Here is a 14,512-nt window from a genome sequence, read left to right on the forward strand (position 1 = left end):
TACGAGGCGAGCGGATTTCTCCATGAGCGATCATCACGCGAGCGGTCACGGAAACGGCCATGCCAGCCAACAGCCCCGCACCTTCATGGTGCGCATCCTGCGGCAAGACGCCCCAGGCGAAGCGAGCTATTGGGAACGCCACCGCGTCGAGCACGAGCCGGAGATGAACGTCATCAGCGTGCTGCAGCGCATCGCCGCGCAGGCCCATACGGCCGATGGGCGCGACGTCGCCCCGGTCGCCTGGGACTGTAACTGCCTCGAAGAGGTGTGCGGCGCCTGCACCATGCTGATCAACGGTCGCACGCGCCAGGCGTGCAGCGCGCTGGTCGACAAGTTGCTGACCGAGCAGCCCGACGAAATCGAGCTGCGTCCGATGAGCAAGTTCCCGGTCGTGCGCGATTTGGTGGTTTCCCGGGCGCGCTTGTTCCGCGCCTTGCAGAAGATCAAGGCGTGGATCCCGGTCGACGGCTACTACGACATGGGCCCCGGCCCGCGCCAATCGCAGGCTGAGCAGGGGCAGGCTTATCCGCTCAGCGAGTGCATGAGCTGTGGTTGCTGCCTCGAGGCGTGTCCGCAATACGCCAAGGTCGAGCTCACGCAGGGGGCCGACGAGTCGGAGGACGACTTCGCCACTCGGCAGCAGCAGGCCTTCGACAGTGCCTTCGTCGGCGCGCATGCCATCAGCCAGGTGGTGCTCTTCAACAGCAACCCGACCGGGCGCCTCAACGCGGGCGAGCGTCTCGACGCGCTGATGGAAGAAGGGGGCATCCAGATCTGCGGCAATGCGCAGAACTGCGTGGCGGTCTGTCCAAAAAAGATCCCGCTCACGACGTCGATCGGCCGCGCCGGCCGCGCGACCACGGTCCGCGCGATCAAGAAGTGGTTCGACAGTTAGCCTGGCGCCCGCATCCGCAAGCTCGGCGTGCCAGGTCCGCGCCGCAGTGGTGGACAAGCACAGCGACACGACGCAAGGGACCGCTTTCTCAGGGGAGATTCTCGATGAGTGCCGTCTTGTTCGAAAAGCGCGGGCATGTGGCGCTCATCACGCTCAACCGGCCCGAGGCACACAACGCCATCAGTCCCGAGGTGGCCGTGCGTTTGGCCGAAGCCTGGGAAACCGTCCGCACGGACGACGAGATTCGTGTGGCCATCGTCACCGGCGCGGGCGAGGGGGCGTTTTGCTCGGGCGCCGATCTGGCGCGTTTGATTCCGCTCATTACCGGGGCCCGGCAGCCCGAAGATGAATGGGATCAAAAGGTCGTGCAGGATCCCACGCTTTCGATGCGGGCACTGTTGCGCAACTTCGACCCGGAAAAGCCGATCATCGCCGCCATCAACGGCGCGGCGCTGGCCGGCGGCATGGAGTTCGTCGTCGGCACCGACATTCGCGTGGCTGCCGAGACGGCGCAGTTCGGCCTGCGCGAAGCGGTCTGGGGCTTGTTCCCCATCGGCGGTTCGACGGCCCGGCTGCCGCGGCAGATTCCGCTCTCCGCGGCGCTCGAGATCATGCTCACCGGCACGCCCATCGACGCGCGGCGCGCGTACGAGTTGGGCTTCGTGAATCACGTCGTGCCGCGCGAGCAGGTGCTCGACAAGGCGCTGGCCCTCGCCGACACGATCGCCGCGAACGGGCCGCTGGCGGTGAAGGCGATTCGACGCTCGGTACGGGCCTGTCTGGGTCTGCCCGACGTGCAGTCGCTCGAACGCGAATTGGAAATCGGCATGCCGGTCTTCGCCACGCGCGACGCCCGTGAAGGACCGCGCGCCTTCAAGGAAAAGCGAGCGCCGAAGTTCGAAGGGCGATAGCCTCTCGCGCGCGATTCAATCTGCCACCGGCCCGCAACTAGACGCCAACTATTGTTGACACGTCGGGTGCGCGAGGCGTACGATGCGCCCCCATCGGATGCCAGGGCATCCGGTTTTCTTGCGATGACGACAAGATTCGTTCTGGCAGGCGTGCCCAAGGAGCTGGCATGAGTGGTCCCACTGGTTTTCCGGCTGGCGAAAACCCGTTTCAAGCGCCGCTGGCGTCGTCGGGTCCCGACCCGTTCTCGCCCGCGGGAGGCATCCGCAGTGGCCCCCCCTGGGAACAGACCGAGCGTCCCCTGGTAGGGCGCTACGTCGAGACGGTGACGCTGGCCTACACGAACACGATGGTACTCTTCGCCGACATGCGTCGCGAAGGAGGCTTTGGCGCACCATTGCTCTTCGCCATGATTGGCGGCGTCATCGGTGGTGTCATCGGCACCATTCCTCAGATCTTTCTGCAGTTGGTGATGACCGGCGCGCAGGCAGGTCAGGCTGACGCTCAGGCGGTAGGCCTGATGGCGGGCATGGGAGTCGGCATGGCCCTGGCCATGATGGTCTTTATTCCCATTGGTGTCGTCATTGCCACTTTCTTGTGGAGTGGCATCTACCACCTGATGTTGCTGCTGCTGGGGGCGGCCAACTTCCCTTACGAAACAACCTTCCGCGTGATCGCTTATGCCGGTGGTGCTTCGTCGTTACTGCTCGCAATTCCGTTTTGTGGGCAGTACGTCAGCGGCATCGTGGGGATCGTCTTTTACATCATCGGCTTGATGAAGGCGCAAGAGATCTCTGGGATGAAAGCCACGGCAGCAGTGCTTTTGCCCATGGTGATCTGCTGCGGCTTGATTTTCGCAGTGGTCGCGGCGGCGATTGGTATCGGCGTGGCAGCCGGATCAAACTTCTAATGGAAGTCCGCCTGCGTTACTCCCCTCCCCGCGTGGCCGGCTTATCCTGCGATTCGCGAGCCAGCTCAACCGTGGGATCCACCTCCAATTGAAAATCCTTGAAGCGCACTTCGGTCGCCGGGCCGGAGTGCAGTTGCAGGGCGAAGATGCCGCGTTTGGCGCCCGGCGCATCTTCGAGATCGACGCACAGCTTGCCGTTCAGATAGGTGCGCAGGCGATCTCCCACGGCGACGACTTCGTAGTCGTTCCATTCGCCGGGCTTCAAGTGCTTCTCGCCCGAGGCCTTCCACAGCAGGCCGCGGCCGTTCTCTTCGTACAGCTTGCCCCACCAGCCGACGCCGATATCGGCCTGATAGCCGCGCATCTCGCCGTGCTCGAGTGGCTCGCTGCGGAACTGGATGCCGCTATTGCCGGCGTTGTTGACGAGCTTCACCTTGAGCTTCAAACGGAAATCGCCTGCGGCGAGGTCGCTCATCAGGAACTCATTGTGATCGAGCCCCTGGCTACGGCCCACCAGTTCCCCCTCTTCGACGCTCCAGAGAGACGTGTCGCCGCTCCAACCGGCCAGATCCTTGCCGTTGAAGAGGGACGTCGCGTTGTCCGCGGTGGCCAGCATGGGCACCTGCGCGGGGCTCGCCAGGTAGGCGATCAAGGCGCGAATGTCATCGTCCGAGAGTGGCTTGAAGATGTCATCGGGCATCATCGACTGCGCGCTCAGCTCGCGCTGGTCGATTTCCCCCTGGGGAATGACGATCGTCTCGTTCGCCGTCACGACCGTTACCGCCTGGTCGTTTTCCTGCTTCACGATGCCGGTCACGACGCGGCCGTCGTCGGTCGCGATGACCGTGGCCGTATAATCCTTCGAGATCAAGGCGCTGGGATCGAGCACGTTCGAGAGGACGTATTCGAGATTGGCACGATTCGAGCCCGTGAGCTCGGGTCCCACCTTTCCGCCGGCGCCAAAGAGGGCATGGCACTGGGCGCACGTCTTGGCGAAGATCGCGCGGCCGTGCGTGGGGTCGGGCTCGATCGCCGGCTTGCGTTCGAGACGCTGCTTGTACTCGGCGATGAGCTTCGCGCGGTCCTCGCTCGTCTCGCGCACGGTGCCCCAGACTTCGCCCAGGCGGGTATCGATGTCGGCATGCTTCAAGTTGCGCATCTGGCGCACGAGATCGGCCGAGATATCGGACGAGGCCACTTTGCCGGCGGCGATCGCGTCGAGCAGCGCGAGCGTGTAGGGCGCTCGCGCGGCCAGCGTGTTGAGCGCATCGCGGCGTTCGGCCGGGGTGAGCCTGGCATAGACGGCGATGATCGCCTCGGCCGTTAGCGGATCGTCGTACAGGGCCAGCCCGCGCAAAGCCTCGGCCCGCAACGTCTCGTCGGCGAGCAGCTTCTGTAGCACGCCGGCTAGCTCCGGATCCTTCGCTCCCAAGAGCGTGGCCAGCGCCACGCGGCGTGTGGGAAGATCGGCCGTACTGTCGACGACCAACTCGCGGACGCGCGCGAGCGCGGCCGGATCGCCGAACGTCACCGACAGCGACTCGACGAGCGAAGTCAGATCGGGCGACTTGCTGGCCATGAGCCACTGGGCCACCTCCGACCACCCCTGGGGCATGTCGACGCGGCGCCGCCCCTTGAGGGCCTCGTTGATGCCGCGCACGTAAACGAGTTGCCGCGCTTCGTCGTCGTCGCAGGCAGCGAGCCCGGCCACGAGCGTGTCGAGCGCCCGCGGCGTGCCGATCGCCCCGACGCGGCGGACCATGAACTCGAGCACGAGCGGAATCTTGCCGTCGCTGGCCACGGCCAAGGCCTGGCTCATGTCGGGCTCGGCAAGCGGCTCGGCCGCGTACCAATACATCAGCGGCAGATTGTGATCGCCGGCATCCTCGCCATGCGCCACCAGCGCCTGCACCAATTCAGACCGCTTGTCGATGGCCACCTTCTGCGCCGCCGAGGCAAGATAGAGCCGCACGACGGGGGAATCGTCCGCGCGGGCCATCCTTACCAGTCGCGCGAGCAACGCCTCGTCCGGGGGCGATTGCTCGAGCGCCAACTGGATCGTCCAGGCGCGGACGAAAGGACTATCGTTGTCGAGCAGTTGCGCCACACGCGTGGGAGTGACGCCCCCCACGGCGTGCAAGGCCCACAATGCCCGCAGACGGCGAGTCTCGTCGGGATGGGCCAACGCCAGCTCCATCAGCTTGTTCTGCGAGGCGGCATCGACCTGGCCGGCCTGCGCGCGCTCTTGCAGCAAACGGCGAGCATGGCGCACGTACCAGTCGTTCTCGTGCGTCAGCAGACCGACCAGCACCGCGTTGTCGAGCTTCTTGAGATCGACTGCGACGGGTTGAGGATCGCCGTAGACGATCTTGAAGATGCGGCCATTCGAACGGTCGTGTACGTCGATCTCGAGCCGATGGCACTGATTGTTGTCGTACCAGTCGATCATGTAGGCCTGGCCATCGGGACCGTAATACAAATTCAGGATCTGCGACCAACTGTCGTTGGCCAGACAGAAGTCGGGCCCGTGGTGACCGACCAATCCCGAGCCGCGCGGCTCGAGAATGTCGGTATTGATCCGCGCGCCGTGGATATTGTTCATGAAGATGCGGCCGCGATATTCCTCGGGCCAGGCGCCCCCCTGGTAGATCATCGCCCCGGCGTGCGCGTGACCGCCCCCCGCGGCATCGGAACGGTTGTTGCCGGCGTGGGGTCGTTCGCCAAGCCAGTGTACGTGGTCGGCCACGGTCTTGATGTCGTCGTAGGTGTAACGCTCGAAGTGCTGCCCGGCCTGACGGTGATAGCGCGCCCCTTGGATGATGTGGAAGAGGTGGGGAATCACGCAGGCCGTGCAGACCGCCTGGCCATGTTCGTCGAAATCGACCCCCCAAGGGTTGCTCGTGCCGTGGGCAAAGACCTCGAACTCGTGCCGCGTGGGATGATAGCGCCAAATGCCCGCGTTGATCGGCGTGCGTTTTCCCTTGGGCGTGTCGGGCTTGCCGACCAGCGAATGCGTAAACACGCCGTGGCAACCATAGAGCCAGCCGTCGGGGCCCCAGGTGAAGGCGTTCAGCGTTTCGTGCGTGTCTTGATAGCCCCAGCCATCGAGCAGGATCTGCGGCGGGCCGTCGGGAACGTCGTCGCCATCGGCGTCGGGAATGAACAACAAATGCGGCGCCGAGCCGACCCACACGCCACCAAAGCCAAGCTCCAAACCACTGACCAGGTTCAACTTGTCGGCAAAGACCTTCTTCGAGTCGAAGTGCCCGTCGCCGTCGCTATCCTCGAAGATAAGAATCCGGTCCGCCGCCTTGTCATCCTTGACACGCTGCGGGTATCCGTAGGCCTCGGCCACCCACAGGCGGCCACGATCGTCGATCGCCATCGCGATCGGCTGATGCACGTCCGGTTCGCCCGCGAAAAGCTGCACGCGGAAGCCCTCGGGCACGGTCATTGCGAGGGCGGCCTCTTCCGGCGACAGGCCCGCGTTGGCGATCACGTCGAGCGTGCCGGCGCGTTCGCGTCCCGGAAAGCTGGGCTTCGAGGCATGAAAGCGGAAATGATCGAAGTTGATGTGTCCCCAGCCGCCGCCTGAATTGTCGACCAGACGGATGAAGATCTCCTCGCCCACGTGCTGGCCGAGATCGGCCACGGCGGGACGCATGTCTTCGGCGTCTTCGCCCGAGGCCTGGAACAAGACGGTCTTGTCCTTCGCGCTCACGAGCTCGACGCGCGAGGCGTTCGCATTCTGTCCACCACCTACCAGAAAGCTGGCGAACGGGTGCGTCACCTTGAAGGTGGCCGAGGTCAACGTGCCGCGCGGACGATCGCCGGCGACTTCAAACGTGCCGATCCAGAAATCTCCCTCGTGGCGGCTGTGCGAGTCGCCACGGCGAGCATGGACCGTATCGCCGCGCACGGGCTGGCCTTTGAACGCATCGCCCTGCGCGACCCAACCTTCGAGCGTGCCCGACTCGAAATCGAGATTCAGCCGTTTGCCGTCGTCGTCGATCGGGGCGATCCCCTCCGGCGGATCGGCGGCCAAGAGCAGGGCGGGGAACGCCATTGCCAGAATCAACGACAGGGGCATGAAACGCCCGACTCGAAATCGCATAGATGTACCGCCTGCGCCTTGCGATGCGTGGGTGGAGTGATGGTGTGCTGAACTGCGGATGGGGTGGATAATTCCCGGCTCACGAACGGGAAACAACCCTCGAATACCCCACACGATGGTACTCGAACGAATTGCCGGTGGCGAGCATGCTGCCGCCGGCCGATGCCGGGCCAGGACCTCGTCGACGACAGGCATCCGCGGGGATCGGTTACGATACCTGCCATGACGACGAACCCCTACGAATCGCCGCAAGCTCCGGAGGTGAAACCGGCACGTCCCAGCCTCGCGCGAGTCTGGTTCGCCGTGGCGACCTTTACGATGTTTAGCAGCGTCAATTTCACCGTGGGCACGTGGCTGACGTACTCGGTCGACTGGCCCGTTTCGTGGCGCAGTGGCCAGATCGTCCCACTGACGTTCGGCCTGACGAGCCTCGCCTGCTTCCCACTCTCGGTCTGGTTGGCGATAAGATTCTTGCGGCTGGCCAGAGAGCTTGCCGCGACGCCCAGCGAGGACTTGCCTCCGCCGACCGATTAACGTCGCGGCGAAGCAGTGGCAGCACTGGTCGCCGAGGGGGCGGTCTGCCGGTCGCCCCACCATTCGAGCAGGGCCTCACGCTGGTGGGCTTGCGTAAAACGGTGCCCCTGGCATCCGACGTGAATGAGCAACTGCCGGCCGATCGGTTCGAGGCCGTAGACGCTCGGCGCAATGCCATGGCGACGCAGCAGGATGGCTGCGGCCGTCGCTCCCAGGTCGGGATACATTTCGCCGATCTCGGGGGCATCGTCCTCGCTGTTGATTTCCTCCGGCTTGACGTTGCGACGCGGGAGCACGAGTGGCTCCGTGCGCGGGACGAGGCTGGCGAGCCAGTCGTCGACATCGGGCCATTCGCGGCGCTCCTGCACGCGACTGGCAATGGCCAACGCGGCGATCCACGGCATGTCGCAGGGCCCGCCCGGGGTGGGCGGAAGAATGCGTTTGGCCTCGATCGCCTTAAGCAATCCGGGAATGGCCGTTGGCGTGCCGCGGTCCGCCAGCATCAAGCAGATCAGACCATGACGACTCGTCTGCCCGGCCGGCGTGTTAGCCGCCAACTCAATCTCGAAGGGAGTGTCGTCGACGGCCATGAAATAGGGCCCGACAAAACGCGAGAATTCCTCACGATCGACGGCGCCCAGCATGAGAATCTCGGACGGCTGCAACGGCGACTTGCGCGCGGCGATGGCCTCGAGCGTACGGCGACTGAGGTCGCGCGCACGCTGCTCCTCATCGGTACGCAGATAGTGCTCGTACGCCATACGGCGGCGCGGTGCGGGAAGATTCACTAAATGAAAAAACGCACTCTCCTGCTGCGGATGAGGAAACAGCACCCCCACGGGATAGTTCCCTTCGGAAAGTGCATTGCCGCTCACGCAGTGCGCCTCGCGATCGTCGATGCGGTCGAAGTGACTGGGGCGTTCGGCCCCTTCGCCCAGGCTGGGCACTCCGACTAGCAGATACTGGACGCCGCCGTGTCGCAGTTCGCCCGTCGAAGTGTTACCGGCCGAAGGATCGACGAACCAGAACTCCGCCACCAGAGCGGGTTTCGTCCAGTGCAGCAGATTCTCGATTCGCTGGAGGGCATCGTCGGTCAGCCCGGGCTTGGCGAGTCGCTCGCCGAGTGCTTGCGCGACCTTGTTCACGTAGGCAGCTCGCGCCAGCAGGTCGAGCACTTCCTGCTCGGCCTGGCGCCGTTGCGCGCGACGGCGATCGTCGCGATCGGCCGCCAAGGGCATGGCGAGCAGATCGATCCAAGCCACCATCTGTTCGTCGGACACCGGACCGAGCACCGCCTCGTCATCGGGCCCCAGCAGCCAGGCGCCGCGGGCGCGCTCGAGCACCGGCGCGATATCGCGACGCCCCGACTCACCGAGCGTGGGATCGGCCATGCGCCGCTTGAGCGTGGCATAAATCTGGGGCACGTTCTCGCGATGCCGCAGCAGCCAGTCGAAGCGTGCTATCGCACCGACACGCACTCCGTACTCGTCATCGGTCAGCGCCGCGGCCAGTCGGTCGATCTCTTCGGGCGTGGGGGCTTCTCCCTGCTGCGCTGGCAGAGCGTTCTTGCCGCTGGACGGTTCCGCCCGCAATTGTTCGAGGATGGGGGCGATCCGCGTGCGCACCTCGAACGACGTCGCCGGATCGAGCGAAACGCGACGCAAATTCGCAGCCAGGGCAGCGAGGTATCGAGGAAGGGACGCCAACTCGCCAAGCCGCCGGGCGGCATCCTCGCGCACCGCGAAATTTTCGGAGTCGAGCTGCGAGAGCAACGTTGCGATTTGCTGTTCGGAGACTGGCGCCGTTGCCGCGTCGGACGGCGCCGCATCGAGCGGCGCAGTCGCCTCGGCGGCTGGCTCGCCAGCGGTCAGAACGCCGCTAGCCAACGAAAGCGCGAACGCAAAGCAGAGGGGCGCAAGGAGGCGGGAAATCGTCATGGGCCGCGTCAGGCAGGAGGTGTTGCCCGAGCCATCTTCACCGGTGGGATTAGGAACGTTGCCCGATGTTCCCTAGACACCATGATATGCCAAGCTGCCGGAGGCGGCCAACCTCGCTTCGCTCTCGGGCAATTTGAGTGGGAAAATAGCCGGAAAACGTGCGACTTAGCGGCCAGCTTGCTCGGCGAGAATCCGCTTCACGTCAGCCGGCTTGTTCGTGATGATGCCGTCGATGCCCAGGTCGATGAGCTCCTGCACGCGCTGCGGATGGTCGACCGTGTAGGCCCAAGCCTTGAGGCCACGGTTGTGGATGCGGCCGATCGATTCGGACGAGAGCGAGGCCTCGTGCCAGGCCGCGATCCTGGCGCCGGTCTTTTCGATCAGGTCGAGCCGCTTGCCGGTAATCTCGTCGCGGCCGAGTGCCGCCAGGGCCAACTCGGGGGCCAGCTTGTGACAATCGGTCACATAGTTCCAGTCGAACGCCTGCACGACGACATTGTTCAGCAGTCCCTTGGCACGCAGGTAATCGACGCACGTCTTGGCGTCCCCCGCCTTGCGCTCGATCAGGGTCATCGAACCGGCTTGAATCGCGGTGACCGCATCGTCGAGCGTCGGCAGCCGCGCTCCGGCAAACTGCTCCCCCTTCCACAATCCTGCATCCAGCCCCGCGAGCTCCTCGAGCGTGCGCTTGCTGATCAGAAGCCCCTTGACGCCAAATTTATCTCGGGCGTTGGTCGTGCGATCGAGCGTCGGATCGTGCAGCACGATGGGCACGGCGTCGGCCGTGTGGTGATAGTCGAGCTCGACGAGATCGGCCCCGACCTTGACCGCCGACTCGAAGGCCGGCAATGTGTTCTCGGGGTACGCGGCGCTATCGCCCCGGTGCGCAATCACCAGGATGCGATCGGCCTCGACCAGCGAAGCGGACGCCGAGGCGACACGATCGGCGGCCTGGGCCTGGACGGCCACCACGGCGAACGCCAGCCAAGCAACGACCAAGACAGATCGAAAGTTCGAGCGCATGACAGCAGGTAGCCTGGATTCAGATGGGATGACTCTCACCGCACAGATTGCCAGCCTGTCCGAGAATCGACACGAATGCAAGTCGAGCGAACAGAATCTTCATCCGCACGGGTGAAGCGCCGGCAGCATGGTTTGCCAACCGCCCTGCGGCCGGCGATGGCGCAAGGCGCCGCTCGCTCAGTCTTCCATGACCTCGACCTCTTTCTGGCGTGCCAGATCCGAGGCCTGGTTCTCGAACTTCTTCGTGAGCTCCTGGATCTCTTCCTTGACCGATTCGCACTCGTCCTCGGTCATGAGCTTGTCTTTTTGCTCCTGATCGGCCAGCTTGTTGCCGTCGCGTCGGATGTTGCGCACGGCCACCTTGGCCTCTTCGGTCAGGTCCTTGATGCGCGCCACCATCTTGCGGCGAACTTCGGTCGACAAGGGAGGAATGTTCAGGCGGATCACGCGGCCGTCGTTCATCGGGTTGAAGCCGAGCCCGCTGGCCTGGATCGCCTTCTCGATATCCTTGAGCGTGCCGGGATCGAACGGCCGGATGACGATCTGCGAAGGCTCGGGGCAGCCGACCGAAGCGAGTTGCTTAATCGGCGTGGGAGAGCCGTACGCCTCGACGCGGAGGCCATCGACGAGCCCCGGATTGGCGCGCCCCGTGCGGATGCCCGTCATGGCATGCCTGAGCACGCCCAGGGCCTTTTCCATGCGTTCTTCGACGTCGAACAGAATTTCTTCAGCGCTCATGAGGTTGCCCTTCCGCCGGCGGCCAATTCGGACGCCGCACGGCTGGTAATCAGCGTGCCGACCTTTTCGCCATGCACGGCACGCTCGATGTTGCCTTCTTTCTTGTAATTGAACACCAGGATCGGCATGTCGTGCTCCATGCACTGGGCAATCGCGGTCGAGTCCATTACCCGCAGGTTCTGCTGCTGCACGGTGTGATAGGTCAACTCGCTGTAGAGCACGGCGTGCGGGTTCTTTTCCGGATCGTCGCTGTAGACACCATCGACGCGGGTCGCCTTGAGCAGGACGTCGGCCTCGAGCTCGAGCGCCCGCTGCGCGGCGGCGGTGTCGGTGGTGACGAAGGGACTGCCGGTGCCGGCCGCCAGGATGATGATGCGACCTTTCTCCAGGTGGCGCCGCGCGCGCCGGCGGATGTACGGCTCGGCCACGCCATCCATGCGGATGGCGGTGAGTAGCCGCGTCGCACAGCCGATCGATTCGAGCGCATCCTGCAGGGCCAGCCCGTTCATCACGGTGGCAAGCATGCCCATGTAGTGGGCCGTCGCCTCCTGGATGCTCGAGCTGCTCGAGGTGAACTGCGCGCCGCGCAAGATATTGCCGCCGCCGATGACGATGGCCATCTCCGCGCCGCGCTCGGCCGCCCGACGCGTCTGCTCGGCGATGAGCGAGACCTCGGGCATGCTGATGCCCCGTTCGCCCGCCTGGCTGAAGCTCTCGCCCGAGATCTTCAGCACGACGCGGCGTGGACGCGTTCGGTCAGCGGTCGTGGTATCGGCCATGATGACTTGATCCCTTCTGCACCGCCCGCCGTCGGTATCCGCGCCCCGGGTCGAACGTACCCCGCACTACTTGCCAAGCTTCCAGTGGATGAAGCGACGGATCTTGCCCCCCTGGGCGGCGGCGAACTTGGCCACCGTCTGCTTGTCGTCCTTCACGTAAGGCTGCTCGTTCAGCACGCGCTCGGCGTAGTAGTTGCGCAGGCGGCCTTCGACCATCTTGCCGATGATGTTCTCTGGCTTGCCTTCGGCACGAGCGGCTTCGGAGAGAATCTCCTTCTCCTTGGCCACCACGGCTGGATCGAGATCCTCGATCGAGACGACGTCGGGCCGCATGGCCGCGACGTGCATGCTGATGTCGTTGGCCAACTGTTGATTGCCCCCTTCGAGCTCGACGAGGACGCCGTTCGTGCCCGTGTGGTGGGCATAGCCCCCCGTCGGGCCGTCGATGCGCGCAATCTGGGTGACCTGGAACACCTCGCGAATGCGATTCGTCAGGTCATCCAATTGAGCCTTGAGCGTCGTCTGCGGATTGCTCGGCGACGGCTGCGCGAGCAGGTCGTCGGGAGTTTTGGCGCCGGGACCGGTGGCGAGTTGCCTGGCCAGGTCGGAAGCCAACTGCTTGAACTCGTCGTTCGTCACCACGGGAGCGCTTTCGCAGCGCAGCTCGACCATGGCGCCGACCTGCTTGTCGAAGTCGACGTAGACGCCCATGCGGCCGAATTCGGTGGCGCGGCCGGCGCGGCTTTCCATCGTCTTCAGGCCCTTCTTGCGGAGCAACTCCTGCGCGGCGACTTGATCGCCACCGGTCTCCTTCAAGGCCTCTTTACACTCCATCATCGGCAAGCCGGTCTTGTCGCGGAGCGACTTGACCGCTGCTGCAGAAATCTCTGCCATGGTTCCAATATCTCCCTTGCGCTAGGCGCTCTTGTAGGTGGAAACGGACGACGCTCGCCTCCAGGCCAGGACGGCGGATCGATCGCGCGGATCGCTACCGCCGAAAATGCGCGAGGCGCGGGGCGCTTCGTCCGTCGGGCAGGTACGGGTTAGTCCTTGTCCTCGCCGTTTTCGGCCGGCTCGCTCGAGTAGGCCTTGGCGTGGGTCGCTGCCGCTTCACCCCGGTTGGCGTTCCCTTCGATGATCGCATCGGCCAGATGACGCACGACCAGCTCGATCGAGCGAATGCTGTCGTCATTGCCGGGGATGGGCAGATCCACCAGATCGGGATCGCAATCGGTATCAATCAAGGCCAAGGTTGTCACGCCCAGCTTGCGAGCCTCGCGCACGGCGTTGTGCTCTTTGCGAGGATCGATGATCACCAGGCATTCGGGCAGGCGGTTGAGCGTACGCATGCCGTTCAGGTTGCGCAGCATCTTGCGGTGCTCGCGCGTGAGCGCCGACTGCATCTTCTTCGAGTAGACCGAGATCTGACCGCTCGACATCAACTCGTCGAGCTGTTCGAGACGGGCCAGGCGGCTGCGAATCGTGCGGAAGTTCGTGAGCGTGCCCCCCAGCCAGCGCTCGCTGACGTAGGGCATGTTGCAACGCGCGGCCTCGCGCTGGATCGTTTCGGCGGCTTGCTTCTTGGTGCCGACAAACAACACCAGACTGCCGGCCGAGGCGACCTGCGAGAGATACTTACGCGCCCGCAACAGGCCGCGGATCGTCTCGCGCACGTCGATGATGTGAATCAGGTTGCGCCGGCCAAAGATGTACGGGGCCATCTTCGGGTTCCAGCGGCTGGCACGGTGGCCAAAGTGGACGCCAGCCTCGATCAACTCCTTCGCCAATACGTTCGCCAAGGGAAACTCCTCGTCATAGGCACACCGGCTCTTGGCCCGTGTCGGATGCGTGGCATCCGAGGGGCGTCCGGCGTTCTGAGCGGACATCCGGCCAGATGATTGCGACGCTAAAGGAAAGCGCCATACCGCCTTGGGCCGTTCAAGGCGATAAGCGACTCATGCTACCCGCGCCGGCGCGGGTGGTCAATCGCTCCCTCGGCATGTTCTCTCAAGGAACTCGGGGCGCACCAATGGCACCACAACCATTGATCCATAAATAAGTTAGGCTGTCAGCACCGGCCGAAGATTCGGAGCGCGGCCTCGCCCCGCTTACTGGCTCGTCAAGCTCAAGAAGCGTCTGCGGAAAGCGGCCGGGGCGTGTGCGATCTCGTCCATGAAGCGGCATGCCAGAGGCGAGGGAGCTCGGTCACCTTGCTCCCACGCCTGAACACTGTTGGTTGATACGCCCAGGGAACTGAGCGAACAGGGCCTGACTGAGCCCCAACATGTCTCGCACCGACTTGACGCGATCGGGGGTATAGGCCACGGATTCGATGTTCAGACGAACGGTGCGGCAGTTGAAGCGATCCTCTAGCCGTTCTCCCTTTTCCAGGGCATCGGCAACGCTTTGTAAGCCTGCGACAATTCGTGCTTCGACAGACGGCTTCTTTTTGCGTGGCATGTTAAAAACCGAATCGACGCTGACCCCGAACTCAGCGAGGCAGGTGCCGGGCGGCGAATCAGCCTGTCGGCACGCCACTTGGATCGAGAGAGTCGCGGCGTGTGGGGCCATCCGGTCGAAGTTTTGAGAAATCACGAGCGAGTCTTCGTCGATATCGCTCGCGTCTTTGCAGGTGATGCAGATGACCGTTCGCCGCGAAGTAGTTCGAGAGGC

The 14,512-nt window shown here is 64.3% G+C and carries 12 protein-coding genes; 4 read left to right on the top strand and 8 right to left on the bottom strand.

Annotated features, from left to right (window positions below):
* The first annotated feature begins 22 nt into the window (after window positions 1-22).
* The 3 genes from sdhB (at window position 23) to KF708_10360 (ending at window position 2,714) form a co-directional block, all read left to right on the top strand.
* A complete protein-coding gene (sdhB, locus tag KF708_10350) occupies window positions 23-895 on the top strand; it encodes a succinate dehydrogenase iron-sulfur subunit (GenBank protein ID MBX3413077.1) in 873 nt (290 codons plus the stop codon).
* Between the two features lie 104 nt (window positions 896-999).
* Window positions 1,000-1,806, top strand: a complete 807-nt coding sequence (locus KF708_10355) for an enoyl-CoA hydratase/isomerase family protein (GenBank protein ID MBX3413078.1) — start codon at window positions 1,000-1,002, stop codon at window positions 1,804-1,806.
* A 167-nt stretch (window positions 1,807-1,973) separates the two neighbouring features.
* Window positions 1,974-2,714 carry a YIP1 family protein gene (locus KF708_10360; GenBank protein MBX3413079.1) on the top strand — a complete coding sequence of 247 codons (741 nt, stop codon included), beginning with the start codon at window positions 1,974-1,976 and terminating at the stop codon, window positions 2,712-2,714.
* Between the two features lie 16 nt (window positions 2,715-2,730).
* Here KF708_10360 and KF708_10365 read toward each other — a convergent pair whose 3' ends face one another.
* Window positions 2,731-6,828: a DUF1080 domain-containing protein gene (locus KF708_10365; GenBank protein MBX3413080.1), complete on the bottom strand. Its 4,098-nt coding sequence runs from the start codon at window positions 6,826-6,828 to the stop codon at window positions 2,731-2,733.
* 222 nt (window positions 6,829-7,050) lie between these two features.
* On the opposite strand from KF708_10365, the gene KF708_10370 reads away from it, so the two are divergent.
* On the top strand, window positions 7,051-7,362 hold the full coding sequence (locus tag KF708_10370; protein ID MBX3413081.1) for a hypothetical protein: 312 nt from the start codon (window positions 7,051-7,053) through the stop codon (window positions 7,360-7,362).
* Here KF708_10370 and KF708_10375 read toward each other — a convergent pair.
* From KF708_10375 to KF708_10405, 7 genes are all read right to left on the bottom strand, one after another.
* A complete protein-coding gene (locus KF708_10375) occupies window positions 7,359-9,299 on the bottom strand; it encodes a hypothetical protein (GenBank protein ID MBX3413082.1) in 1,941 nt (646 codons plus the stop codon). The two genes, KF708_10370 and KF708_10375, sit on opposite strands and share 4 nt — an antisense overlap.
* 165 nt (window positions 9,300-9,464) lie before the next feature.
* Entirely contained in the window at window positions 9,465-10,298 is an 834-nt protein-coding gene (locus KF708_10380) for a hypothetical protein (protein ID MBX3413083.1), read from the bottom strand.
* Window positions 10,299-10,499: 201 nt separating this feature from the next.
* Window positions 10,500-11,060 carry a ribosome recycling factor gene (gene frr / locus KF708_10385; protein ID MBX3413084.1) on the bottom strand — a complete coding sequence of 187 codons (561 nt, stop codon included), beginning with the start codon at window positions 11,058-11,060 and terminating at the stop codon, window positions 10,500-10,502.
* Window positions 11,057-11,839, bottom strand: a complete 783-nt coding sequence (pyrH, locus tag KF708_10390) for a UMP kinase (protein MBX3413085.1) — start codon at window positions 11,837-11,839, stop codon at window positions 11,057-11,059. The genes frr and pyrH overlap by 4 nt, the downstream gene beginning before the upstream one ends.
* A gap of 66 nt (window positions 11,840-11,905) precedes the next feature.
* Complete coding sequence (gene tsf / locus KF708_10395; protein ID MBX3413086.1) at window positions 11,906-12,733, bottom strand: translation elongation factor Ts; 828 nt, start codon at window positions 12,731-12,733, stop codon at window positions 11,906-11,908.
* Window positions 12,734-12,882: 149 nt separating this feature from the next.
* The gene (gene rpsB / locus KF708_10400; GenBank protein ID MBX3413087.1) at window positions 12,883-13,725 is read right to left on the bottom strand and encodes a 30S ribosomal protein S2; all 843 of its coding nucleotides are present in this window, start codon (window positions 13,723-13,725) and stop codon (window positions 12,883-12,885) included.
* A 319-nt stretch (window positions 13,726-14,044) separates the two neighbouring features.
* Window positions 14,045-14,434, bottom strand: a complete 390-nt coding sequence (locus KF708_10405) for a hypothetical protein (protein ID MBX3413088.1) — start codon at window positions 14,432-14,434, stop codon at window positions 14,045-14,047.
* Between the last annotated feature and the right edge of the window lie 78 nt (window positions 14,435-14,512).

The sequence above is a fragment of the Pirellulales bacterium genome (assembly GCA_019636335.1).
In the GTDB taxonomy this organism is placed as follows: Bacteria; Planctomycetota; Planctomycetia; order Pirellulales; family JAEUIK01; genus JAHBXR01.